Genomic DNA, 23,760 nt, shown 5'->3' on the forward strand with positions numbered 1-23,760 from the left:
CGTAATTTCTCTTAGAATTCCGGCTTCATGGCGAATTTACATTTCATATTTTCTTCCCGACGTGGGATTTGGGAGCGTTGAGGCATGAAAAATCAGGATCTGGCCACAGTTGCCGGTAGCCGCCATGGTATTGAACAGGCGGCGCGCGATATATACGATGCTTATACTACAAAGCAGACCTGTGCGCCGGTCCGCCGACATTTGGCGCCGCGCGATCTGGCTGGAGCCTATAGTGTCCAGGAAGCCAATACGGTGCGCTGGCTGGCAGAAGGACGGCGGCTGTCGGGCCGCAAGATCGGTCTCACGGCGAAAATCGTCCAGAAAAACGCCAATATCGACCAGCCGGATTACGGCATGCTGTTCTCCGATATGGAGATCGCCGATGGCGATACGATACCGGCAGGCACCCTCTTCCAGCCGAAGGCCGAGGGCGAGATCGCTTTCGTGCTGGAGCGCGATCTGACGCAGGAAAACCCGTCTCTGGCCGAAGTGGTGCGCGCCACGGCCTATGCCCTGCCGGCGCTGGAAATCATCGATACCCGCATTACCGATTGGGACCTCGATATCGTCGATACGATCGCCGACAATGCGTCGTCGGGGCTTTATGTGCTGGGTGCGAGCCCACGCAAGATCGATCAGATCGATTTGCTTTTGTGCGGCATGGTCATCGAGAGGAATGGTGACCCCGTGTCGTTCGGGGCGGGCATTGCCTGCCTTGGTCATCCGCTCAACGCGCTGCGCTGGCTGGCGCGCACCATGGTGCGGCTTGGCCGCCCGCTGCATGCGGGGGATGTGGTGATGTCCGGTGCGCTCGGGCCGATGGTCCGCTCCAATGATGGCGAATATCTGGAGGCCCGCATCAACGGCCTTGGTTCCGTCGGGGTTCAGTTCGGCCCGAGGAAAGCGCAATGACTGATTTCAATGCCATTGCCGCAAGGCTTCATGACGCCGCCATGTCGGCCGAAGCGGTTGCCCAGCTCGATGTCGAACTCTCCACGGGTGAGGCCTACGAGGTGCAGCGGCTCTCCATAGAGCGCCGTATCGCAGGCGGCGACCGCCGGATCGGCATCAAGATGGGGCTAACCAGCAAGGCCAAAATGGCGCAGGTCGGCGTCGACCAGATGAGCTGGGGCCGCCTTACCGATGGCATGCTGATCGACGATGCCGGAACGTTGGCGCGCAGCCGTTACATTCATCCGCGCGCCGAGCCGGAGATCGCGTTCCGGCTGAAGCGGCCGCTTGAAGGCAGGGTTACGGCGCTTGAAGCCTATGCGGCGATTGAAAGTGTCGCCGGCGCCATCGAGATCATCGACAGCCGCTACAAGGATTTCAAGTTCCGGTTTTCGGATTCCGTCGCCGACAATGCGTCGTCCGCCGCTTTGGTGATCGGCGCCTGGCACAGTGCGTCGGTCGATTTCGGCAATCTCGGCATCAGCCTGGAGGTGGATGGAGACCCGGTGGAAATCGGTTCCAGCGCGGCGATCATGGGTCATCCCATCCGCTCGCTGGTGGCGGCGGCCCGGCTGATGGCGGAGCGCGGCGACAGTCTTCAGGCCGGAGATATCGTTCTGTCGGGTAGCGCCACTGCCGCAAGGCCGCTTGTGGCGGGGACCTATATCCGGGCGCGCTTCGAGGCGCTCGGTCAAGCAACATTCATGGTGGGGGAATAGGACAATGCCGCAATATATCGTCATCTGCCGCATGCAGGATCCACTGGATCCCGAGCTGCAGCGCAAGCGTGCGGAACTCCGCCCGGCGCATATCGAGGGCGCCAGCAAGCTGCAGGCCGAGGGCAAGCTGCTTCTCGGCGGCATGGTTCAGGACGAGGCGGGCAATCCCGCCGGTTCGGGCTGCATCTGCAATTTCGACAACGAGGCCGCTCTTTGGGAATGGCTGGACAATGATCCCTGGATGCTCGGCGGCGTCTGGCATTCCGTCGAGGTCATCCCGTTCAAGGTCGCAGAACACTATCTGAAACACTAGGTCCCGGGGCGCTCGACGCTCAGGTTACGAGGTTTGCATGCGCTACATTTTTCGGCTTCTCGAAGACATTGTCCCGGTCAATGCCGACATCTCCTTTCTGCCCAATGCCGTCCGGGTCCTCTATGTCCGCAATGGCGGACTGACCGTGGAGACTGCGTCATCCAACCAGTTCCATTCGGCAGGCTCCGCCTGGGTTGGCCAGGATGAGGTGAGTTATGTCGTGGGGCCCGAGGGCGCGGAGGTGCTGCGCTGGGAGCTTGTACCGGAAACCGAAACGCATGACGGCCGGCTGCGCTCGTCGCCAAAATCGGAATCGCGGGTTTTGAACAGCTTCGACATCGCGCTTGATCCGGCCAACAGCTGGCTGCTGCGGTGCGACCAGGTCACGTTTCCACCGGGCACGGTGGCGCCGTTGCATATGCATCAGGGGCCGGGAATTCGCTGGGTGGCGCGCGGCGAGATCGATGCCATTGGCCCGGGCGGCGTGCCCAAGCTGCATCTGCCGGGCGACAGCTTCATCGAAAACGGCATCGACGAGCCGGTCTCGGCGCGCATGCACAAGGAAGAAGACACGTCATTTTTGCGCGGGCTCATCCTGCCCCGCGCCGTCAAGAGCCGCTCATCGACGCGGTTCGTCAACAGGGAAGATTGGGATCGTCCCAAGCGGCAGGTCTATCACGTCCATGCCGAACGCTTTTTTGATCTGCCGTAGGAAGGAGGCTGCCTTGCGGGCGGCCTGCGGCATATCGTTTTCATCGAGGTCCAGGGAGGAAATCATGGTTAGACTGGTTGGAATGCTGGCAGGCCTGTCGCTGATGGCGGCGGCCATGTCGCCGGCTCAGGCGCAGGAAAGTTTTGTCGTGCAGGGCGGCTCTCCGGTGCCGAACCCGGCCTATCTCAATACCTATGTGGCGCAAAAGGCCGGCTTCTTTGCCGAAGAAGGCTTGGAGGTCGAGATCCGCTATACCCAGGGTGCAGCACTTGCCACGCAGCTTGCGGCCAGCAACAGCGCCGATATCGCCGACGTCACGTTCGAGCCCTATCTTCTCGGATATTCCAAAGGCCTGCGCGGCAAATTCATCTATTCGCGTTATGACCAGCTGATCTATTGGCTCGCTGTTCCCGTGGATAGCGATATCAAGACTGCGGGCGATCTGGCAGGCAAGAAGATCGGCGTCGCGAGCATGGCGTCGTCGTCGATGACGGTTGCCAAGTCGCTGCTTCGCGCAGCCGGCATTGATCCCACCAACGATATGTTCCTGCCGGTCGGTACCGGTGACCAGGCGATGGCGGCGCTTGCCGGCGGTCAGGTGCAGGCGCTTTCCCTGTGGGATGCTGTTTATGGCAGCCTGGAGCGGGCCGGGCACAAATTCCGCTACATTTATCACCCTGAGGTCGGCGATGTCAGCAATGGCGGTTTCTTCGCCTCGGACCAGGAATTGAGCGAGAAAGCCGACGCACTGCAGCGGTTTTTGCGCGCGCAGGTCAAGGCACGCATCTTCATCAAGGAAAACCCGGAGGCCGCGCTTCAAATTTACTGGGAGGTCAATCCCGCCGCCAAACCACAGGGTACGCAGGAGCAGGCCGTCGCCACGGGCCTGGCAGAAATCGCCTTCAAGTCCGCTCTGTTCAACGACGACCCGGTTGAGAAATTCGGTCAATACGATCTGGCCAAGGTGCAGTCCTACATGGATGTCCTCAAGGCCGAGGGCGTTTTCACGGAGGATCTGAAATCGAGCGATCTCGTCACCAATGATCTGGTTGCGGCCGCAAGCCGGGTCGATCCGGTTCCTATCCGCGAAAAGGCAAGGAACTGGGGCAAATGAAGCCTGAACGAGTTCCGCAAATTCAAACCATGCTGGCAAGCGAACGGCTGATACAGTTGCAACAGGTGGCCAAGGTCTATAACGCCGCCGACGGCCGTCCTGTCCGGGCCGTGGATTCGGTCACGGCCGATATTGCCCGCGGCGAATTCATCGCCATTCTCGGCCCATCGGGCTGCGGCAAGAGCACGCTGATGATGATGCTGGCCGGGCTGTTGCGCCCCAGCGAAGGCACCATCCGCTTCAAGGATGTGGTCGTCACCGGCCCACAGGAGGATTTCGGCATCGTCTTTCAGGATGCCGTCCTTTTTCCCTGGCGCACGGTGATCGAGAATGTCGAACTGCCTGGCGAGATCAATGGCCTTGCCAGATCCGAACGCCGCCGCCGTGCTCAGGATATGATCGACCTTGTGGGGCTGTCGGGGTTTGAAAACAAATATCCCAATGAACTGTCGGGCGGCATGCAGCAGCGTGTCGCCATCGCCCGGGCGTTGTCGCTCGATCCGTCGCTGCTCTTGATGGATGAACCTTTTGGTGCGCTCGATGCGATGACCCGCGAGCAGATGAACCTCGAACTGCAGCGCATCAGCCTCCAATCGGGCGCAACGGTCGTCTTTGTCACGCATTCGATCGCCGAAGCCGCATTCCTGGCCGATCGCGTCTTCGTCATGAGCGGCCGGCCCTCAACGGTGCGCGAAATCATCCCGATCGAAATCCCGCGTCCGCGTTCGATCGACCTGATGGCATCCGACCATTTCGGAACCTATGTGGCGCGCCTGCGCCATCTGCTGGACGTGCGGGGAGACGCATCATGAGCAACCAGGACCTCAGCATTGCCGCCACCGCGCCAGCTCCCACCTCCCCAAGGGCTGCAAAACCCTCCGGCGAAATGCCGCAATGGCTCGTCGTTTCGCTGACGACGGCGGTGCTGCTTTTCCTGTGGGAGGCAAGCGTCCGGCTTTTTGAGGTGCCGCAATTCATCGTGCCGACGCCGAGCGATGTCATCTGGCGCATCTGGGACGACCTGGCGACGGGGGTCATCCTGCCGCATCTCTGGATCACCTTTGTCGAGGTCATCGTCGGTTTTGCCGCTGCGGCCGTGCTCGGGATTGCGCTTGGAACCGGCATCGCGCTGGTCCGGTTTCTCGACCGGACGGTCTATCCCTTCGCGCTGGCGCTGCAGACCATTCCCAAGGTTGCGGTCGCGCCGCTGCTGATCATCTGGTTCGGATATGGAATCCAGTCGAAGATCGTCACGGCCGCGCTGCTCGCCTTCTTCCCGATCCTCGTCAATGTCGTGGCGGGTTTGAGAACCGGCGATCCCCGGCGGCTCCTGTTGATGCGCGCCCTTCGAGCGGGGCCGGTGAAGACCTATGTGAAGGTCCGCCTTCCGGCAATGCTGCCCTATCTGTTTGCGGGGCTCGAAGTCGGTGCGGTGCTTGCGGTCATCGGCGCTGTCGTCGGCGAGTTCATCGGCGCGTCCCAGGGGCTCGGCAGCGTCATCATCCAACGTCAGGCTTCGGTCGACGTCACCGGCGTGTTTTCGGTGCTGTTCTATCTCTCGGCCATGGGCATCCTGATGAGCGTGGCACTGCGTATCGTCGCCCGCCGCTATGCATTCTGGTCGGATACGTCGTCACAGGCCGCCAACTAAGCTTCAACTCGAGGGACAAGATCATGAAACTGCTTCGTTTTGGAGACGCCGGTCATGAGCGTCCCGGCCTGCTGGACGCGACGGGCGTCATCCGTGATCTCTCCGGCGTGGTTGCGGATATTACCGGGCTGACGATCAACGATGCGAGCCTTGCCCGCGTCGCCTCGATCGATCCGCAAAGCCTTCCAACTGTCGATGCCGCCGTCCGCATCGGCCCCTGTGTTGGTGCCGTCTCCAAGTTCATCTGCGTCGGGCTGAACTATGCCGATCATGCCGCCGAGAGCAATTTGCCCATTCCACAAGAGCCGATCCTGTTTCAAAAGGCCGTCTCGGCAATCTGCGGCCCGAATGACGAGGTTATCCGGCCCAAAACCGCGACCAAGATGGACTGGGAGGTCGAGCTCGGCATCGTGATCGGCAAGCGTGCGCGCAATATCACGGAAGGCCAGGCAGAGGCCCATATTGCCGGATATTGCGTCGTCAACGATGTCAGCGAGCGCGCCTATCAGGCCGAACGCGGCGGCCAATGGACCAAGGGCAAGAGCGCGGATACGTTCGGCCCGATAGGCCCGTGGCTGGTTACGAGAGACGAGATCGCCGATATCCAGTCGCTGGCGCTGTTCCTTGATGTCGATGGCATCCGGCGCCAGACGGGCAATACCGCGACGATGATCTTCTCCGTCTATCATCTCGTCGCCTATATCAGCGAATTCATGACGCTGGAGCCCGGCGACATCATCGCCACCGGCACGCCCCCCGGCGTTGGCATGGGCATGAAGCCGCCGGTCTATCTGGAGGCCGGCCAGACAATGCATCTGGGCATTGCCGGGCTTGGCGAGCAGCGCCAGACTGTCGTGGCCTATCGATGACGGCGCCGTTCCTCTTCCATTTCCCCGGCCGCCTGATCGTCGCCGATGGAGCGTCTGCACGTCTTGGCGAAACGCTGCCGGCAGCGGCTGAAAACATTCTGTTCATCACCGATGCGGGGCTGACACGCCTTGGGCTTTACGATCCGGCCTTGCTGTCGCTGCGGCAGGCAGGCAAGCGCGTCATCATCTTCGACGCCGTCGAGCCGGATCCGTCCTTGACGACGCTTGAGGCCGCCATCGATCTGGCGCGGCTTGAGAAGATCGATGCGGTCATCGGTTTTGGCGGTGGTTCCTCGCTGGATGTCGCCAAGCTCACGGCGCTGGTTGCCGGGTCCGGCGAGCTCCTGTCCGGCTGCTGGGGGGTCAATCAGGCAAAGGGGCCGCGCCTGCCGCTGATCCTGGTGCCGACCACGGCTGGAACCGGTTCGGAGGTCACGCCTGTCGCCATCATCACCGTGTCGGACGATGAAAAACGTGGCGTGTCCTCGCCACTCATCCTGCCCGATAGCGCCGTCCTCGATGCGCAATTGACGCTCGGCCTGCCCGCGTCCATTACTGCAGCCACCGGCATCGACGCCATGGTGCATGCGATCGAAGCCTATGCCTCGGTCAATCCCAACAACAATCCCGTGTCGCGCCTTCTGGCGCGTGAAGCTTTGCGGCTGCTCGGCGCAAACATTGCCATCGCCGTCAAAACACCCGGCGACATCGCGGCAAGGCGCGCCATGCTCTATGGCTCGATGCTGGCCGGCATGGCCTTTGCCAATTCGCCGGTCGCCGCCGTCCATGCGCTCGCCTATCCCATCGGCAGCCTGTTTCATGTGCCGCACGGGCTCTCCAACGCGCTGGTCCTTGCGCATGTGCTCGCCTTCAACAGCGCCTCTGCAGCCCATGTCTATTCCGAAATCGCCGCCGATCCGTTTCCTGAACTCGGTGCGATATCCGATCCAGACGAGCGCTGCGCACATTTCATCAAACGGCTGGTGGCGCTGATGGTCACGCTCGGCATGCCGGTCCATTTGCGCGATGTCGGCGTGACAGAGGCCGATCTCCCCGCCATGGCCACCGCCGCCATGAAACAGACCCGCCTCCTGGTCAACAATCCCCGCTCTGTCAGCGAAGAGGATGCGCTGACGATTTATCGGGCCGCGTGGTGATTGCGTGGCGTAACGGCTAACGCTGCACGCTTCTCATCCGCCCTGTCGGAACCTTCTTCCTGTAACTGGGGAAAAGGACCGAGCGGCAAACTCTATCATCCTCTCTCCTGCAAGCGTGGAGAGGGTTAGGGTGAGGGGCCTGGTTAAGGGTGAGGGGTAAGTAATTCCCTTTGCTCATCCCTACCCTTTTGAAGAAAGTCAGCATATGGAGTTGGATCAGCTCCAGTCCTTCTCGCCCCGGCGCCATTTGTGCAGATCGTACCAGGCGACCAGAAGAAAAGCGCCCGCGAGCCCGAGATGCTCGAAGAAGATGTTCATTGCCATGAAGCGGTCCGGACCCGGTGGCATGTCCCAGAAGCGCAGGGCAATTAATGTCGCGAGCACTGTAAACAGGGACAGAGACAGCGCGCCGATCCAGCGCAGGAAGCCGCTGATGACCATGACCGATGCGCTCAGCTGGAAAAGGATGACCACGGCAGCAATCGGCCTTGCCGGCAAAAGGCCATAGCGTTCCATCTCGGCGACGGCGGCGCCGAAATCGAGGAGCTTGGTCACGCCGCTCAGGATGAAGATCGAACACAATGCCATAAGCCCCAGCCAGCGGACCGGATGGCTGGTGAAAACCGGCGTGCAGACGCCGGCAAGTTTCGCTTCCATTCTTAAAAGCATGCTTTTCCCCTCGGCTGACGTCGATGTTCAAACGGGATGCTACAGGCCTGGATATTGAAAACAAATCGTTTTGCGGAATTGGTAATAGCGCGCCTGGCGGAGCTTCGCGGGGCCGGCCTCTTGGACGGCTGATACGTGCCGTCAGCCCTTGAAGGCAGTCACTTCGATCTCGATCAGCATTTCCGGGCGGATCAGGTCGCAGACCACCATCGTGGCCGCCGGGCGGATATCGCCGAAGGTCTCACCGAGGATCGGGAAGATGGCATCGGCAAAGGCGGCATCTGTCACGTAATAGTGATTTCGCACCGCGTCTTTCAGCGAGAAACCGGCGTCTGTGAGGGCCGCTTCGATCGTTTTCAGGCAATTGCGGGTCTGCGCTTCCACCGTCTTAGGCATGGTCATCGTCTGGTAATCGTAGCCGGTCGTGCCGGAAACGAAGCACCAGTCGCCCTGTACGACAGCCCGCGAATACCCCGCCGTCTTTTCAAACGGCGAGCCGGAAGAGATTAGTTTTCGCGGGCTTGGCATTGCGGATCAGGCCCAGGGATGCAAAGCGGCATTGGCCTTTTCGAACGTGTCGATGGAGGCTGCCTTTTCCAGCGTCAGGCCGATATCATCAAGGCCGTTCAGCATGCAGTGGCGGCGGAACGCGTCGAGTTCGAAGCTGATCTTGCCGCCGTCCGGGCCGGTGATTTCCTGGTTTTCCAGATCGACGGTCAGGATGGCATTGGAGCCGCGCGAGGCGTCATCCATCAGCTTTTCCAGGTCTTCCGGGGAGACGACGACCGGCAGGATGCCGTTCTTGAAACAGTTATTGTAGAAGATGTCGGCAAACGAGGTCGAGATGACGCAGCGAATGCCGAAATCGAGCAGCGCCCATGGGGCATGCTCGCGCGACGAGCCGCAGCCGAAATTGTCGCCGGCAACCAGGATCTTGGCATTCTGGTAGGCGGGCTTGTTGAGCACGAAATCCTCGTTGACCGAGCCGTCCTCATGATAGCGGGCTTCGGCGAAAAGGCCGGTACCGAGACCGGTGCGCTTGATCGTCTTCAGGTAATCCTTCGGAATGATCATGTCCGTGTCGATGTTGACGACGGGGAGCGGCGCGGCAACGCCGGTGAGCTTGACGAACTTGTCCATGGCAATGGCCTTCGATTTCAACGGGGCGGAAGAATGTCCGCCCAGCGTTTAGAGCAATTTCATGCCGAAATGAAGGAGAATCTTGCTCACCGTTGCGGGAAAGCCCGCAACCCGGCCTTACATGTCGATGATCGTGCCGCGTCCGTCGTTCCAGATACGCGGTTCGCGCTGCTGGCGGTTGCGGTTGACGGTGGCGCGAACCGGCTTGGGCGCAAGCCGCGCTGCAATCGTCATGCCGATCATCACGACCGAGGCGATGCCGATCAGGGCAAGACCGAGCGATGCGGTAAAGACGAAGGCCATCAGCGTGAATGCGATGCCGGCGATAGTCAGGAAGAGAGAGCGTATGCTTTGCATTGTCGTCACCTTTCGTTGCCTGAAATGTGGGTTCGCCCGCTCCGCGTTGCAAGACCTACTTCCGTCTTCCATGTCTGCCTTGCGAAAATGGCGAAAGCCGGGCACAAAAGCCGCATGAGTTTGCCCCATGATCGCCACCCTGCCCGCCTGCGCCGCTCGGTTCTGTGCGTGCCCGCTGACAATGCCCGTGCCCTTGCCAAGGTCGCGACCCTTGCCTGTGACGCGGTGATCTACGATCTGGAAGATGCTGTCCCTGACGGAAACAAGGGCGGCGCCCGCCGGACGCTTGCCGCTCATCTTCAGCGGGAGCGCCGCAGCGATCTCGAGGTGATCGTCCGCATCAACCATTTGAACACGCCGTTCGGCGAGGAGGACCTTGCCTTCGCCCTGACGCTCTCGCCGGATGCCATCCTGTTGCCCAAGGTCGAAAGCCCGCAGGATATTCAGACGGTTGTTGATTTTCTTGGCGAAAACGATGCACCAGACAGCGTTCGCCTCTGGGCGATGATCGAAACCCCGCGTGGCGTGCTCAATGCGGCGGCGATTGCTGAAACCGGCCGCACCCGTGGCGGCAGGCTCGATTGTTTCGTGCCGGGGCTGAACGACCTGCGCAAGGAAACCGGCGTGCCCGCTTTGCCTGGCCGTACCTATCTCATCGCCTGGCTGATGCAGATTCTGCTGGCGGCCCGTAGCTGCGGCCTCGATATCATCGATGCGGTCTTTAATGATGTCCGGGATGTTTCAGGTTTCGAGGCGGAATGTGCTCAAGGGCGCGACATGGGCTTTGACGGCAAGATGCTGATCCACCCGGCCCAGATCGATCCCGCCAACGGCGCCTTCGGCGTCGCCGATGCCGCCCTTGCGGATGCCCGCTCGATCATCGCCGCCTTTGCGCTGCCTGATAATGCGGATAAAGCCGTCATCAATCTCAACGGCCTGATGGTCGAGCGTCTTCACCTCGATCAGGCCCTGCGGCTTTCGGCCAAGGCCGATGCCATCGCCAACAAAGGAAAAACCCCTTGAAACTTTACCGCCTCTTGACCGCCATCGACGACGCCACCTTCTGCCACAAGGTCACGGCCGCCCTCAACAAAGGTTGGGAACTCTATGGATCGCCGACCTATGCCTGGAACCAGGAAACCCGGGCGATGATGTGCGGCCAGGCCGTGGTCAAGGATGTCGAAGGCAAGGAATATACCCCCGACACCAAGCTTTCCGAACATTGATGCCCTGGCTGGCTGGGTCGGTTAACCCGCCTCAGCCGCCCACATGCTCGACGCTTTCCTCGATCCGCTCCATGTCGTCATCCGACAGGCCGAAATGATGGCCGATTTCGTGGATCAGGACATGGGTGATGATGTCGCCCAGCGTCTCCTCGTTCTCGGCCCAATAGTCGAGGATCGGTCGGCGGTAGAGAATAATCCGGTTCGGCATCTCGCCGGTTTCCATGGTAAAGCGCTCGCCGATGCCGCGCCCCTCGAACAGGCCGAGCAGGTCGAACGGCGTTTCCAGCGCCATGTCTTCGAACACGTCCTCGTCTGGAAAATCGTTGATCTCGATGGTCAGATCGGTCGCCAGCGCCCGGAATTCCTCCGGCAGGTGGCTGTAAGCCTCCAGCGCCAGGGATTCAAATGTGCTGATTGTCGGCGCGTGGCGTTCCCGCCAATCGTCGCTCTGGTCTATGCGGGCCATGGGCACTCCTTGCTTGCCCCCTGATATAGCCATTTCTCCAGCGTTTTTCGAGGGTTGAATTTGGGCGGCTGCCGTCAAGGAATAAATTCTTAGAGAATCCCGTTGACTCTTCGGGGAAGCTCTGGAATCTATAGGAACATAACAGGAACAACTTGAATTGGAGTGACGTCATGGAGCAGACGCCCATGACGCGCGAGCGTCTTTTTGCGCTGCGCGAAACCATTGCGCGGCTGGAAAACGAAAACGTGCCAGGTCTTTTGAAGGCTGCCAGAAAGGGCGCTCCAGAAGGCTTTGAACCCACAGGCAGCAGGGACGTTTCCAGGCATGTTCTCCCCCTCGGCATCGCCGTTCTCGACGATGTCCTGCATGGCGGCCTGCCGCTTGCCGGGCTCACTGAAATCCGCGCGGCAGAAACCCGCGACGCCGGGGCGGCCATGGGGTTTGTGCTGGCGCTGGCCGCCCTTTGCCAGAGGGTCCAGAGCGCTGACGCCGTGTCACCCATTCTGTGGATCGGCCAGGGAATGACGGGCGCGGAGGCGGGCGTACCCTATGGCCGCGGGCTGCAGGCCTATGGGCTGGATATTGGCTGCTGCCTTTTCAGCAGTCCCCGCACCATCGCTGATGCGCTCTGGATTGCCGAAGCGGCGCTCTCGGTACCGATCTTCAGGGCCATCATTCTGGAGGTCCGGGGGAACCCGGCCCAGTTCGGCCTCAACGAAAGCCGCCGCCTGCATATGCGGGCGCGGACCGGTCATGTGCCGATCTTCCTCCTGCGACAGGCGGGCGGCGAAGAGGCGAGCAGTGCGCTCTTCCGGTTCCTAATTGCCCCCAGTCCCGCCACGGGGCGGCCGCTTCCGGACGGATCGGTGCTGGCCGGCAGCATCGGTAATCCGGTCTTCCGGGTCACTGTCGAGAAAAGCAGGGCCTTTGCACCTCTTGAACTTTTGATGGAATGGAGTTCCCATGCCCGCCGTTTCCGACATCCCGTCCCAGAGACAGCCGCGTCTCCTGCAAAATTCCAGCCAGCGTATTCTGTCGCTGAACTTTCCGCATCTGCCGGCGGACCGGGTGGCGCGGACGAAATGGGGCGTATCGTGGCTTTCCAGAAAGCGTCCTGACCATCCGCCGCTGGTCTTTGTCGATCGTATCCAGAATGCCATGCGCATTGCGGCTCTCGATATCTGCGGGGAAAAGGCCGGGTTGAAACGCGGGCAAGGTCTGGCGGAGGCGCGTGCGATGCTTCCCGGCATCGAGATCATTGCGGCCGATCCTGCTGCCGACAAGGGCCTTTTGACCTCGCTTGCCGATTGGTGCGACCGCTATACGCCGCTTGTGGCAATGGACGGGACGAACGGGCTCTATCTGGATATTACCGGCTGTGTCCATCTGCATGGCAGCGAGCAATCGCTTCTGGCCGACATCCTCTTCAGGCTTTTCCGTCTGGGCATCGAGGTGCGTGGGGCCATCTCCTCCTCGGCCGGGCTCTCCTGGGCCATGGCACGCTACCGGCCGGGGCACATCGCCGGGCCGCAGGATGGTGAAAAGGTTCTGGCTCCCCTGCCCCTTGCGGCACTCAGGCTTCCCCTGGACACGATCGAGACCCTGGCCCGCGTCGGCCTGAAAACCGCCGGTGATCTCATCCCCCTGCCCCGCGCACCTTTGGCCCGCCGGTTCGGCCCGTCGGTGCTCCTGCGCCTCGATCAGGCGCTGGGTTTCGAGGACGAGCCGCTTTCGCCACGCCTTCCGGTGGCCAGCCTGTCGGCGGAGCGCCGCCTTGCCTCTCCGATTCAGGATGAGGACGATATTTTGCAACTGACATTGCAGCTTGCCAAAAGCCTGCGCCAAAGTTTGGAGGAGCGCGAGGAGGGTGGCCGCCTGTTTGAACTCGTGCTGTTCCGGGTGGATGGTAAAGTCTTTCGCATCCGGGCCGCCATGTCGGCCGCATCCAAGGATCCGGAGCGCATCGCCGCGCTGTACCGCGAACGTCTTCAGGCCATTCATGACGATCTCGATGCGGGTTTCGGTTTTGAAATCCTGCGCCTCTGCGTGCTGAAGACGGAACGCTACCTTGCTACGCAGGAAGATTTTTCCGGGCGGTCGGACCAGACCCGCCCCCTGTCGGCCTTTGCCGATCGGGTCATGGCCCGCTTCGGGCCTGATAGCCTCTTCGCGCTGGTGCTGCAGGAAAGCCATGTGCCGGAAAGGGCGACTTCATTTTCACCCGTTTTAGATATTGCCGGGCTTGCTGTGCAACAGGGGCTTGATCGGCCCAAGGCCGCTGATCTCCCCTCCGTTCGCCCGTTGCGGCTTTTCCGTCGTCCGGAACGGGTGGATGCGATCGCGGCCGAATTGCCGGAAGGGGCGCCGGCAAGTTTCAAATGGCGCAAGATCATTTACCAGGTGACCAAGGCCGAAGGTCCCGAGCGGATCGCCGGCGAATGGTGGATTGACGGAGAAGATGCGCTGACCCGGGATTATTTCAGGATCGAGGATGTGGAGGGCCGGCGTTTCTGGCTGTTTCGCGATGGCCTCTACGGCCAGACGGTCGCGCCGCCACAATGGTTCCTGCATGGAATTTTCGCATGAGTGCTGCACCGGTCTTTTATGAGCTTGGCGCCAGAACCAACTATTCCTTCCTGGAGGGATCGGCGCCGGCCGAGATCATGGTGGTCACCGCCCAGAAGATCGGGCTTGCGGGTCTCGGCATTGCCGATCGCAACACGGTCGCCGGCGTGGTCCGTGCCCATGCCAAGGCAAAGCTTGAGAATTATGCGTTTCAGCCTGGCGCGCGGCTGGTCTTTGCCGATGACACGCCGGACATTCTTGCCTATCCGCGCAACCGGCGGGGCTGGGCGCATCTGTGCCGCATGCTGAGTGCGGGAAACCTGCGCTCAAAAAAAGGGACCTGCACGTTGTTCCTTTCGGATCTGCTCGAATGGCAGGACGAGCTTCAACTGATTGTTCTGGAAGGTGCGGGGCGTCCAGATGCGCAGGCGCTATCAAGCCTTTTGTCCAAGCTCGGTGAGTATGCCGGTCACCGGCTCCATCTCGGCATGACACCGCATTATGACGGTTTCGATCGGCATGATTTCGCGTGCCTGGCTGCCATTGCTTTAAAGACGGGAACCCGGCTGATTGCCACCAATGATGCGCTTTACCATGCGCCGGAGCATCGGCCGGTGGCGGATGTCGTCACTGCCATCCGGGAACATGTCACGATCGCACAGGCTGGCCTGCGTCTTCAGGCCAATGCCGAGCGGCATTTGAAAAATCAGGCGGAGATGACCAGGATCTTCAAGGATTATCCAGGGGCCATTGCCAACACCGCCAAATTCTTTCGCCGGCTATCCTTCAATCTCGATGAATTGAAGCACAATTATCCAACGGAGAGCGCTGACGGAGAAACCCCAGCAGAAAGATTGCAGCGGTTTGTCCGTGAAGGTGCAATGGTCCGCTATCCCGGCGGCGTTTCCGAAAAGGTCGAACGTCAGCTGGCTTATGAACTTAAGCTCATTCAAGCCAAAGAATATGAGCCCTATTTCCTGACCGTCCACAAACTGGTGAATTTTGCCCGCAGTAAAGGCATTCTCTGCCAGGGGCGGGGATCGGCGGCCAATTCGTCGGTCTGTTTCTGCCTGGGCGTCACCGAAGTCGATCCGCAGGAATTCACTCTCTTGTTCGATCGCTTCCTGTCGCAGGATCGCGATGAGCCGCCGGATATCGATATCGATTTCGAGCATGCCCGCCGTGAAGAGGTGATCCAGTATATCTACCGCGAATATGGCAAGGAGCATGCCGGCCTTGCCGCTGCTGTGATCAGCTACCGCGCCCGCTCGGCCGGGCGTGAGGTGGCCAAGGTCTTCGGTCTTTCCGAGGATGTGCAATCAGCACTTTCCAGCTCGATCTGGGGCTGGTGGACCACCTCTTTTTCGCAGGAACAGGCAAAGGCCGCCGGTCTCGATATGGCGGATCCGACCACGTTGCGCGTGTTGAATTATGCTGGACTGCTGATGGAATATCCGCGTCATCTCTCGCAGCATGTCGGCGGCTTCGTCATCACCAAGGACCGCCTCGATGAGGTCGTGCCGATCATGAACACGGCCATGCCCGATCGTTACATGGTGGAATGGGACAAGGACGACCTCGACAACCTGAAAATTCTGAAGATCGACGTGCTGGCCCTCGGAATGCTCACCTGTCTCGCCAAGGCCTTCAAGCTGTTGGAAAATCATTACAATGAACCCAAAAGACTGTCGCAGATCTATGAAACTAAAGAGGACGAAGTTTACGACATGATCTGCCGCGCCGATACGATCGGCGTTTTCCAGATCGAGAGCCGGGCGCAGATGAGCATGCTGCCGCGCCTGCAGCCACGGGAGTTCTACGATCTCGTCATTGAAGTCGCGATTGTCCGGCCGGGCCCCATCCAGGGAAACATGGTGCACCCCTATCTGAAACGCAGGGAGGATCGGCGGCACGGCCGGCCGGTCGACTATCCCAGCGAAGAATTAAAAGAGGTTCTGGGGCGAACATTGGGTGTGCCGCTGTTTCAAGAGCAGGCGATGCAGATTGCCATTACGGCCGCCGGGTTTTCACCAACGGAAGCCGATAAATTGCGCCGGGCGATGGCAACTTTCAGGCGGACCGGACAGGTGTCCCACTTCAAGCATCGCATGATCGAAGGTATGGTCAATAATCCCCGGCACAAATATGAGCGCGAATTCGCCGAACGGTGTTTCAGCCAGATTGAAGGGTTCGGGGAATATGGTTTTCCGGAAAGCCATGCGGCTTCCTTTGCCTTGCTGGTCTATGCGTCATGCTGGTTCAAGACCTATTATCCCGACATTTTCTGCGCCGCCCTGCTCAATTCCCAGCCCATGGGTTTTTATCCACCGGCCCAGCTGGTGCGGGATGCGCGCGAGCATGGGGTCAAGGTGCTTCCGGTCGATATCAATATATCCAGCTGGGATGCCGCTCTTGAGGGGGATGCGATGTTTGATCCGCGTGATATCGAGCCGCGGCACAGGGAGATGTGGGGTGTCATCAAGACGCGCAAAGCAATCCGGCTCGGGTTTTCCCTCGTCAAGGGCCTGCGCCAGCAGGATATGGAAGAGAAACTCGTTGCCCATCGCGGTGCCGGTTATTCCTCGGTGCGGGATCTGTGGCTGCGGTCCGGCCTCACACGCGCGGCCATCGAGCGTCTTGCGGATGCGGACGCCTTCCGATCGATCGGGCTTGACCGGCGCGCGGCGCTCTGGGCGGTCAAATCGCTCGACGAAAAGTCCGCAGCCGAAAGATTGCCGCTGTTCGAACAGGCGGGTCATGACGAGCTTCAGCAGGAACCTGAGGTCCTCCTGCCGCAGATGCAGCAGGGCGAGCATGTGATCAATGACTACCGCTATCTCAGCCTGTCACTGAAAGCGCACCCGGTTTCCTTTCTGCGGGAGGATTTTTCAAGCCAGGGTATCGTCACCAATCGCAGCCTGGATGCGGTTCGAAACGGCGGCATGGTGACGATCGCGGGTCTCGTGCTGGTGCGCCAGCGGCCGGGAACGGCAAAAGGGGTGATCTTCATGACGCTCGAAGACGAAACCGGCGTTGCCAATGCCATCATCTGGAAAAATGTGTTCGAGACCTATCGTCCGGTCGTCATGGGCGCGCGCCTGGTCAAGATCAGAGGACGCCTGCAAAGTGCCAGCGGCGTCATCCATGTCGTGGCAAGCCATCTGGAAGACATGACGCCGGCGCTCGGCATTCTCCAGAAAGAGGCGAAAGGTTTTGGCGCCAATGCCAGATCCGATGAAGTGCTAAGGCCGACCGGCGATCACCGGCAAAAACACCGGTCTCGAAAAGACGCTTTACCTCATGACGAGCCAGGGAATCGCCAGGACCTCATCGAAACTGTGAACGTCATGCCGAAGGGGAGAAACTTCCATTGACGATGCAGATTTCCGGGACGCCAGGAAAAAACCGGACACCTGTAACAAAAATTGTTTGCATTTTTGCCACTCAAGAAAACTTGAATTCTGTGGAAAATCCGGCAGAGCCTTGCATTCGATCTAATTAAGTTAATGAAAACACGATGTTTTTTATCAAGTTTAGAATTGCTCTAATTTCGAGCCATGACGTCGCGGCTATATTCCGGTGCCCTTTTTTGTTGACAGTAAATATCCGCTTTTGCTTTATGAATAGAATTCAGTGCGTTGCGTATCACGGGCAGACGAAATGCTGGTTTGTAGCTGCAATTTTATCACCGATAAGGACATTGAGAACACGATCATCGAGATGCTCGATGAGGACTGTTGGCAGCTCATCGTGCCTGCAAAAGTCTATCATGCGATGGAAAAGCGCGGCCGTTGCTGTGGCTGTTTTCCCAATGTCGTGGACATCATCATCCGCACCACCGAGCAATATCATGCTTGCCGCCCCTCGACGGGCGAGCAGATATTTGATTTCATGACCCGCCTCAAACAATTCCATGAAGAAAACAGGAGAGCGGATCTTGAAAGGCGACAAAAAAGTCATCGAGCAGCTTAACGAAGCGCTGTATCTCGAGCTCGGTGCCGTCAACCAGTATTGGGTCCATTATCGTCTTCTCGACGATTGGGGCTATACGCTTCTTGCCAAGAAGGAGCGGGCCGAATCCATCGAGGAAATGCATCATGCCGACAAGCTGGTGTCGCGCATCATCTTCCTTGAAGGCCATCCCAACCTCCAGACGCTCGCGCCGCTTCGCATCGGCCAGTCGGTCAAGGAAGTGCTGGAAGCCGATCTCGCCGGCGAATATGATGCCCGCAAGGCCTATAAGAAGTCCCGAGACATCTGTCATGACGCGGGCGACTATGTGTCCATGAAGCTGTTCGAAGAGCTTTTGATGGACGAGGAAAGCCATATCGACTTTCTCGAAACCCAGCTCGATCTCTTCAACAAGATCGGTGCCGAGAAATACGGCCAGCTCAACGCAGCACCGGCCAACGAAGCCGAATAAAGCTTCATCACTCCAAAAAAATGCCTGCCTGGTTTCCCCGGCGGGCATTTTTGTATCGAGAACCGTTTGCTCCAATGGAGCACTGACACGCCGCCTGAAGGCGGCGCATCTCTTTATGGGTGTGGTGACGCGTCATCCGCCAGATGCGCGAACGCCCCCACGACATTCTCATAAACGCCGCGTTTGAACGTCACGATCAGATCGGGCAGCGCCTGCATCGGCTTCCAGGCCCATTCGTCGAATTCCGGCTCGTGGCCGCCGGGTGGCGGATTGATGGCGATTTCGGATTCGTCGCCCTCGAAACGGAAAGCGAACCAGCGCTGGGTCTGACCGCGATATTTGCCTTTCAGGCCGATGCCCATCAGGTGGGGCGGCAGATCATAGTTGATCCAGTCTGGGGCTTCCGCAAGCAGCGAAACGGTCGTCATGCCGGTTTCTTCATAAAGCTCGCGGTAGGCCGCCTTTAGCGGGTCCTCGCCTTTGTCGATGCCGCCCTGTGGCATCTGCCAGAGCTGGGCCGAGCCATCATATTCGGAATTGCCAACCGGAATGCGCCGCCCGGCCCAGACAAGACCCTCCCGGTTCAGCACCATGATGCCAACGCAGGGACGGTATGGCAGATCCTCAGCCTTGACCGGTTTCGATTTGTCCTTGCTCATGTGCCTGCCCCTTGCCTGCCTGTATGACTGCGCGCTGGAAGAATTACGCTTCCTCTTAAACTATTGCTGTTGCGGATCCTTGACGAGCGCCGAGACGCCGACAAATTCGATGCCCCGCGTCCCCGCCTCGTCCATCCATTGGGAAATGGCTGCCACGCTTTCATCGAAGGCGGACGCGACGCCGATCGCGCCGCCATTGCGTCTGGCGATACGCTCGAGTTCATCGAGTTTCTTCAGGATCGCTGTCCGGTCAATCTGGTCATCGACGACCATATCGGCAAATCCATGCGGCACGCCGATCGTTCCGGCCAGTGTCCCCGTCAGCGTCTGCGCCGATGTCGCGTCGTCAAGAAACAACAGCCCGCGCCTGCCAATATCGCGCATCACCGGCTCCAGCGCGCCGGCGTCGGAGAGAAAACGCCCGCCGAGGAAATTCATGATGCCAGTATAATTGGTGATCTGCGCCAGGGAATAATGCAGTTCCGACAGGTTCTTCTTCGCATCCAGCCCGACGCGCAGCGTATGGGGGCCGGGATTGTTGTCCGGATAGTCGAAGGGCTCAAACGGCACCTGCAACAGGATTTCATGGCCGCTGCGGCGCGCCTCCTGCATCCAGCGCTGCAGGCTGTTGCCGGTCGCGGCAAAGGCCATCGTCACATCGGGGGACAGTTGCCGCAGCGCATTCTGCGTGCCGGTCTGGCTGAGGCCAAGGCCGCCGACCACCAGCGCGATGCGGATACCGCGGGCGCCGGACCAGGGCCGCGCATATTGATCCATCGGGCGTAGTCCGTCCGGTCCTGTGACCGGCAGCCGCCCTTGCGGACTGTCTTCCAGCAGTTCGTCATTCGGGAAAGTTGCCAGGCGCGGATCCTGACCCTTGGTGCGGCCGACTTCAATGAAGGCAGGCCCCTCCCCGTCGCGCTGCTTGGGCGAGAATTTGGTGACGATCGAACCGTCGTCTGTCAGCGTTTCCTCGACATGGGCGCCGGACAGCGCACCGCTTGTCTTCTGTTGCTTGAGCGTGTTGGGAGTGGCTGCGGGGTCAGGCACTGCCTTTTCGCCTGGTTGGGCTGCATCCGCCACGATTTTCGTGTCCGGTGGCGCGATCAGGCCGGTTGGCTTCACCACGCTCCAGACGGAAATTCCGGCGAGCGCAAGGGCGCAGACACCCAGCGACAGACGGCCGAATGTCAGGCCTGATTTTTGCGATTTGGAGGAACGCGTCTTGCGGTTCTGACCAAGAGGAGCGTTGAGATCTGTTCCCAAAAGGGCCTCTATCGATCTGAGTTGCGACAGTGGAAGCCCTTGTTTCGGCCTTCCCTTAAGAATCGAAACCGCCGCCCGGCCGGAGCCAGGCGGCGAAAAATTTCAAGCAATCCGCATCTGCTGCGGATGCTACGGCTTCAGTTCGGCTTTTTCCGGATTGGCCGGGAAGGCCGGGTCCGATTTCTTGCCGCGCAGGAGGTCAAGCGCATAGTTCAGCTGCAGATCGTCCTTGGTTTCCGGCGGGACGTAGGCAACCGAGCCGGAGCCCTCGTCATTTTCGTTCTGGCCCTTGATATGGCCGCGCAGGCTGGATTCGCTCGTCGTTTCGACCTTGCCGAGCAGTTCCGCTAGCAGCGGCTGTTCGACCTTGATATCCGGCGAAATGCCGGTGCCCTGGATCGATTTGCCCGATGGCGTGTAATAGAGCGCGGTGGTGAGACGCAGCGCGCCGGCTTCGCCGAGCGGGATGATGGTCTGGACCGAGCCCTTGCCGAACGAACGCGTGCCGAGAACCGTGGCGCGCTTCAGGTCCTGCAGGGCGCCGGCGACGATTTCCGATGCCGAAGCCGAACCGCCGTTGACGAGCACGATCACCGGCTTACCGTCGGTCAGATCGCCGGGTGTCGCGTTGAAACGGCGGGTCTCGTCGGGATTGCGGCCACGGGTCGAAACCACTTCGCCACGTTCCAGAAACGCGTCGGAGACGTTGATCGCCTGGTCGAGCAGACCGCCTGGGTTGAGGCGAAGGTCCAGCACATAGCCCTTCAGCTTGTCGGCCGGGACCTGCGCCTTGATCTTTTCGATAGCGTTTTTCAGGTCGTCATAGGTCTTTTCGGTAAACGAGATGACGCGGACATAACCGACATCGTCTTCCGTGCGGAACTTGACGGCGCGAACGGCGATGATGTCGCGAACGATCGTCAGTTCGATCGGCTTTTCAGCACCCTTGCGCAGGATGGTCAGCTTGATCGCCTGGCCGACTGCGCCGCGCATCTTGTCGACGGCTTCCTCAAGCTTCAGGCCGCGCACGTCGGCACCGTCGATCTTGGAAATGAAGTCACCGGCGAGAACGCCAGCCTTGGCGGCCGGTGTATCATCGATCGGGCTGGTCACTTTTACGAGATCGTCTTCCATGGTGACTTCGATGCCGAGACCGCCGAACTCACCCTTGGTCTGGGTGCGCATGTCTTCGGCGTCGGTCGAATTCATGTAGCTCGAATGGGGATCCAGCGACGAAAGCATGCCGTTGATGGCATTTTCGATCAGCTTGTCGTCCTGCGGCGGCGTCACATATTGCGCCCGCACGCGCTCGAAAACATCGCCGAAAACCGACAGTTCGCGATAGGTCGACGGATTGGCCGCGACGGCCGGGACGATGGAGGAATATACAACGCCCGTGGCCGCTGCACCCATGAGTGCCCCGACCAGAACAAGTGACGTTCTATGAATCATTGCGTGCCTTTCCGGTGTCTGCTGCGGTCCACCATGGTCGGGAATCAACCGGTTTTCCGTCTTTCCTGAATTCAATGTAAAGCGTCGGACGTTCGGTTTCCAGCGCCAATGCAGTGGCGCTGGCCACTCTTTTGTTACCCATGGTCCCAAGCGGTTCACCGGCAACGACGAACTGGCCCTGCTGCACTGTCACGTCTTCCAAACCGGACAGAACGACGTGATAGCCGTCGCCGGGATTGAGAATGATCATCTGGCCATAGCTGCGGAACGTGCCGGCAAAAACGATCCAGCCATCCGACGGCGCCGTCACCAAAGCCCCCGCATTGGTCTCAAGCATCATGCCCTGAAGGGAGTGCCCCGTGCCGTCGGCGTCGCCGAACGTGCGCAGGACAGATCCGGCAACCGGAAGTGCGAGTTTTTTCTGCAGGTCCGAAAACGCATATGCAGGCGCAATACGGTTTTTGTCGGGCGTCGTGCTGTTGGCCAGCGCGCGGGCCTCGTTGCGCTGGGCCTCCGACATCAGCCGGCGATTTTCCTCTTCGGCCCTGGCGGCCGCGGCCGCATCACGGGCAGATGTAATCTCGCTTTCGATCGAGCCGATCAGCCCTTCAAGGCTGGTTGCCTGCGCGGCAAGCTGCTCGGCCTTGCGGCGTTCTGAGGCAAGTTCGGTGGCGCTGCGCTGCTTCAGCTTCTGTTTTTCAACGATCAGCATGTTCATGCGCCGCTCTTCCTCGAGCCGCGCCGTCATATCGTCGCCGAGAGCCTGCTTCTGGGTGACGATTTCCTTGCGGACGCCTGCAAGGGCTTTCAGGTCGGCCGCAAGGTTTTCCGTTTCGTGGCGGATGCCGGGAACGACCGCGCCAAGAAGGATGGCGCTTCGCACCGAGCCCAGCGCGTCTTCCGGGGTCACCAGAAGAGCCGGCGGCGGGTTGCGGCCCATGCGCTGCAGCGCTGCCAGAACTTCAGCCAGCACCCCGCGCCGGGCGCGCAGGGAAGCGTGAACGGCGTCTTCCTTTGTCCGCAACGTGTTCAGCTTATCTTCGCCGTCGATGATCTGCTGTTCCAATGCCTTGCGCTTATCGGCCGATGCGACCAGCGCCGTGCGCAGCGATTCACTGGTTTTTTCGAGCTCGGCGATCCCGGCCTGCAATTGCGCGGCGCGGTCATTGGAGAGCGTAATGGTCTTCGACAGGGCTTCCAGTTCGCTGCGGGTACTGTCGCGTTTCAAGGCGAGGTTTGCAGCGGGATCGGCTTGCGCCGGAACCTGTCCAGCGGTTTCCGGTGGGGTTTGACCGGGATTTTCCGGAGTTTGCGCCGGGGCACCCGTGGCGGCAAGCAGGAGAACGGTCATGAGCCCCACGCGAAAGCCAAGCCCTCCGGTCGATGCCGGCTGCTTTTCCCTTGCCTGCTTTGCCGCACCTGTCGTCATTCCGCCATTCGCTGTCAGCCGTGTCTTTCAGCTGAAAACCCTACGCTGATTTGGGGATTTCAGCCAACAGCCATTCGTGGCAATTGCGGCATCCGGATGGCGGTGTAACGGCGATCACTCAAACGCGATGATAGGGATGGCCCGAGAGGATGGTGACGGCCCGGTAGAGCTGTTCTGCGACGAGGATTCGCACCAATTGATGCGGCCAGGTCATTTTACCAAGGCAGATGACGGCATCGGCCCTGGCGTGAAGGGCGGGATCGAGGCCGTCGGCGCCGCCGATCGCGATCGTCAGGTCGCGTTTGCCGCTGTCGCGGAAGGTGCCGATCAGGGCGGCGAACCCTTCCGAATCGAGCGCCTTGCCGCGTTCGTCGAGGAGAATGAGAAGACTGGCGTCCGGCAGGGATTTTTCAAGCAGGGCCGCTTCCTCGCGCTTGCGCGTGTCCGAACTTGAGCCGCGGCTTTCGGGCACTTCGGCAATTCGCGAAAGTTCAAGGCCGATCGCAGGGCCGGCCTTGGCAAAACGGTCGAGATAACGGGCCGCAAGATCTTTTTCCGGACCAGCCTTGAGACGCCCGACGGCAAAAAGGCCAACCCGCATGTCAATTCCTTCATGTGTATA

General features: G+C 60.2%; 27 protein-coding genes. 17 read left to right on the forward strand and 10 right to left on the reverse strand.

Annotated elements, in window-relative coordinates; all coding sequences use genetic code 11:
• Positions 1-84: 84 nt before the first annotated feature.
• The 9 genes from PYR65_RS01945 to PYR65_RS01985 all read left to right on the forward strand — a co-directional run bounded on the left by PYR65_RS01945 (position 85) and on the right by PYR65_RS01985 (position 7,486).
• Complete coding sequence (locus PYR65_RS01945; RefSeq protein ID WP_276119690.1) at positions 85-912, forward strand: 2-keto-4-pentenoate hydratase; 828 nt, start codon at positions 85-87, stop codon at positions 910-912.
• A complete protein-coding gene (locus tag PYR65_RS01950) occupies positions 909-1,670 on the forward strand; it encodes a 2-keto-4-pentenoate hydratase (RefSeq protein ID WP_276119691.1) in 762 nt (253 codons plus the stop codon). The genes PYR65_RS01945 and PYR65_RS01950 overlap by 4 nt, the downstream gene beginning before the upstream one ends.
• A gap of 4 nt (positions 1,671-1,674) precedes the next feature.
• The gene (locus tag PYR65_RS01955) at positions 1,675-1,983 is read left to right on the forward strand and encodes a YciI family protein (RefSeq protein ID WP_060638619.1); all 309 of its coding nucleotides are present in this window, start codon (positions 1,675-1,677) and stop codon (positions 1,981-1,983) included.
• A 37-nt stretch (positions 1,984-2,020) separates the two neighbouring features.
• A complete protein-coding gene (locus PYR65_RS01960; RefSeq protein WP_276119692.1) occupies positions 2,021-2,695 on the forward strand; it encodes a cupin domain-containing protein in 675 nt (224 codons plus the stop codon).
• 64 nt (positions 2,696-2,759) lie between these two features.
• Complete coding sequence (locus PYR65_RS01965; RefSeq protein WP_276119693.1) at positions 2,760-3,809, forward strand: ABC transporter substrate-binding protein; 1,050 nt, start codon at positions 2,760-2,762, stop codon at positions 3,807-3,809.
• Positions 3,806-4,621, forward strand: coding sequence for an ABC transporter ATP-binding protein (locus tag PYR65_RS01970; RefSeq protein ID WP_276119694.1), 816 nt, complete (start codon positions 3,806-3,808; stop codon positions 4,619-4,621). Before PYR65_RS01965 ends, PYR65_RS01970 begins: the two co-directional genes overlap by 4 nt.
• Positions 4,618-5,460: an ABC transporter permease gene (locus PYR65_RS01975; RefSeq protein WP_276119695.1), complete on the forward strand. Its 843-nt coding sequence runs from the start codon at positions 4,618-4,620 to the stop codon at positions 5,458-5,460. The genes PYR65_RS01970 and PYR65_RS01975 overlap by 4 nt, the downstream gene beginning before the upstream one ends.
• Positions 5,461-5,483: 23 nt before the next feature.
• Entirely contained in the window at positions 5,484-6,329 is an 846-nt protein-coding gene (locus PYR65_RS01980) for a fumarylacetoacetate hydrolase family protein (protein WP_276119696.1), read from the forward strand.
• Positions 6,326-7,486 (forward strand): iron-containing alcohol dehydrogenase, encoded by a 1,161-nt coding sequence (locus tag PYR65_RS01985; RefSeq protein ID WP_276119697.1) that lies wholly within the window; start codon positions 6,326-6,328, stop codon positions 7,484-7,486. The genes PYR65_RS01980 and PYR65_RS01985 overlap by 4 nt, the downstream gene beginning before the upstream one ends.
• A gap of 216 nt (positions 7,487-7,702) precedes the next feature.
• Here PYR65_RS01985 and PYR65_RS01990 read toward each other — a convergent pair whose 3' ends face one another.
• From PYR65_RS01990 to PYR65_RS02005, 4 genes are all read right to left on the reverse strand, one after another.
• Positions 7,703-8,143: a DoxX family protein gene (locus PYR65_RS01990; protein WP_276120937.1), complete on the reverse strand. Its 441-nt coding sequence runs from the start codon at positions 8,141-8,143 to the stop codon at positions 7,703-7,705.
• Between the two features lie 153 nt (positions 8,144-8,296).
• Positions 8,297-8,683 (reverse strand): RidA family protein, encoded by a 387-nt coding sequence (locus PYR65_RS01995; RefSeq protein ID WP_276119698.1) that lies wholly within the window; start codon positions 8,681-8,683, stop codon positions 8,297-8,299.
• Positions 8,684-8,689: 6 nt separating this feature from the next.
• Entirely contained in the window at positions 8,690-9,295 is a 606-nt protein-coding gene (gene leuD, locus PYR65_RS02000) for a 3-isopropylmalate dehydratase small subunit (protein WP_276119699.1), read from the reverse strand.
• A 117-nt stretch (positions 9,296-9,412) separates the two neighbouring features.
• Positions 9,413-9,652 (reverse strand): hypothetical protein, encoded by a 240-nt coding sequence (locus tag PYR65_RS02005; protein ID WP_276119700.1) that lies wholly within the window; start codon positions 9,650-9,652, stop codon positions 9,413-9,415.
• A 114-nt stretch (positions 9,653-9,766) separates the two neighbouring features.
• On the opposite strand from PYR65_RS02005, the gene PYR65_RS02010 reads away from it, so the two are divergent.
• Both PYR65_RS02010 and PYR65_RS02015 read left to right on the forward strand, forming a co-directional pair.
• On the forward strand, positions 9,767-10,675 hold the full coding sequence (locus PYR65_RS02010; protein ID WP_156383176.1) for an HpcH/HpaI aldolase/citrate lyase family protein: 909 nt from the start codon (positions 9,767-9,769) through the stop codon (positions 10,673-10,675).
• The gene (locus PYR65_RS02015) at positions 10,672-10,878 is read left to right on the forward strand and encodes a DUF1737 domain-containing protein (protein ID WP_037163221.1); all 207 of its coding nucleotides are present in this window, start codon (positions 10,672-10,674) and stop codon (positions 10,876-10,878) included. The genes PYR65_RS02010 and PYR65_RS02015 overlap by 4 nt, the downstream gene beginning before the upstream one ends.
• Before the next feature lie 31 nt (positions 10,879-10,909).
• Here PYR65_RS02015 and PYR65_RS02020 read toward each other — a convergent pair whose 3' ends face one another.
• Complete coding sequence (locus tag PYR65_RS02020) at positions 10,910-11,344, reverse strand: metallopeptidase family protein (RefSeq protein WP_060638607.1); 435 nt, start codon at positions 11,342-11,344, stop codon at positions 10,910-10,912.
• A 170-nt stretch (positions 11,345-11,514) separates the two neighbouring features.
• Here PYR65_RS02020 and PYR65_RS02025 point away from each other — a divergent pair, with 170 nt between their 5' ends.
• The 5 genes from PYR65_RS02025 to bfr all read left to right on the forward strand — a co-directional run bounded on the left by PYR65_RS02025 (position 11,515) and on the right by bfr (position 18,332).
• Positions 11,515-12,462 carry an ImuA family protein gene (locus PYR65_RS02025; RefSeq protein WP_276119701.1) on the forward strand — a complete coding sequence of 316 codons (948 nt, stop codon included), beginning with the start codon at positions 11,515-11,517 and terminating at the stop codon, positions 12,460-12,462.
• Between the two features lie 40 nt (positions 12,463-12,502).
• Complete coding sequence (locus tag PYR65_RS02030) at positions 12,503-13,930, forward strand: Y-family DNA polymerase (RefSeq protein ID WP_276120938.1); 1,428 nt, start codon at positions 12,503-12,505, stop codon at positions 13,928-13,930.
• Entirely contained in the window at positions 13,927-17,283 is a 3,357-nt protein-coding gene (locus PYR65_RS02035) for an error-prone DNA polymerase (RefSeq protein ID WP_276119702.1), read from the forward strand. Before PYR65_RS02030 ends, PYR65_RS02035 begins: the two co-directional genes overlap by 4 nt.
• Positions 17,284-17,569: 286 nt before the next feature.
• Positions 17,570-17,881 carry a (2Fe-2S)-binding protein gene (locus tag PYR65_RS02040; RefSeq protein ID WP_082546767.1) on the forward strand — a complete coding sequence of 104 codons (312 nt, stop codon included), beginning with the start codon at positions 17,570-17,572 and terminating at the stop codon, positions 17,879-17,881.
• Positions 17,847-18,332 (forward strand): bacterioferritin, encoded by a 486-nt coding sequence (gene bfr / locus PYR65_RS02045; protein ID WP_060638670.1) that lies wholly within the window; start codon positions 17,847-17,849, stop codon positions 18,330-18,332. Before PYR65_RS02040 ends, bfr begins: the two co-directional genes overlap by 35 nt.
• A gap of 113 nt (positions 18,333-18,445) precedes the next feature.
• Here bfr and PYR65_RS02050 read toward each other — a convergent pair whose 3' ends face one another.
• The 4 genes from PYR65_RS02050 to PYR65_RS02065 form a co-directional block, all read right to left on the reverse strand.
• On the reverse strand, positions 18,446-18,991 hold the full coding sequence (locus PYR65_RS02050) for an RNA pyrophosphohydrolase (protein WP_276119703.1): 546 nt from the start codon (positions 18,989-18,991) through the stop codon (positions 18,446-18,448).
• A gap of 60 nt (positions 18,992-19,051) precedes the next feature.
• Entirely contained in the window at positions 19,052-20,257 is a 1,206-nt protein-coding gene (locus tag PYR65_RS02055) for a divergent polysaccharide deacetylase family protein (RefSeq protein WP_276119705.1), read from the reverse strand.
• Between the two features lie 129 nt (positions 20,258-20,386).
• Complete coding sequence (locus PYR65_RS02060) at positions 20,387-21,709, reverse strand: S41 family peptidase (protein ID WP_276119706.1); 1,323 nt, start codon at positions 21,707-21,709, stop codon at positions 20,387-20,389.
• On the reverse strand, positions 21,699-23,060 hold the full coding sequence (locus PYR65_RS02065; RefSeq protein WP_276119707.1) for a murein hydrolase activator EnvC family protein: 1,362 nt from the start codon (positions 23,058-23,060) through the stop codon (positions 21,699-21,701). The genes PYR65_RS02060 and PYR65_RS02065 overlap by 11 nt, the downstream gene beginning before the upstream one ends.
• On the opposite strand from PYR65_RS02065, the gene PYR65_RS02070 reads away from it, so the two are divergent.
• A complete protein-coding gene (locus PYR65_RS02070) occupies positions 23,059-23,187 on the forward strand; it encodes a hypothetical protein (protein ID WP_276119708.1) in 129 nt (42 codons plus the stop codon). The genes PYR65_RS02065 and PYR65_RS02070 overlap by 2 nt on opposite strands.
• Before the next feature lie 69 nt (positions 23,188-23,256).
• Here PYR65_RS02070 and rlmH read toward each other — a convergent pair whose 3' ends face one another.
• A complete protein-coding gene (gene rlmH / locus PYR65_RS02075) occupies positions 23,257-23,739 on the reverse strand; it encodes a 23S rRNA (pseudouridine(1915)-N(3))-methyltransferase RlmH (RefSeq protein ID WP_276119709.1) in 483 nt (160 codons plus the stop codon).
• Positions 23,740-23,760: the final 21 nt, after the last annotated feature.

The organism is Pararhizobium qamdonense, assembly GCF_029277445.1.
GTDB lineage: Bacteria > Pseudomonadota > Alphaproteobacteria > Rhizobiales > Rhizobiaceae > Pararhizobium > Pararhizobium qamdonense.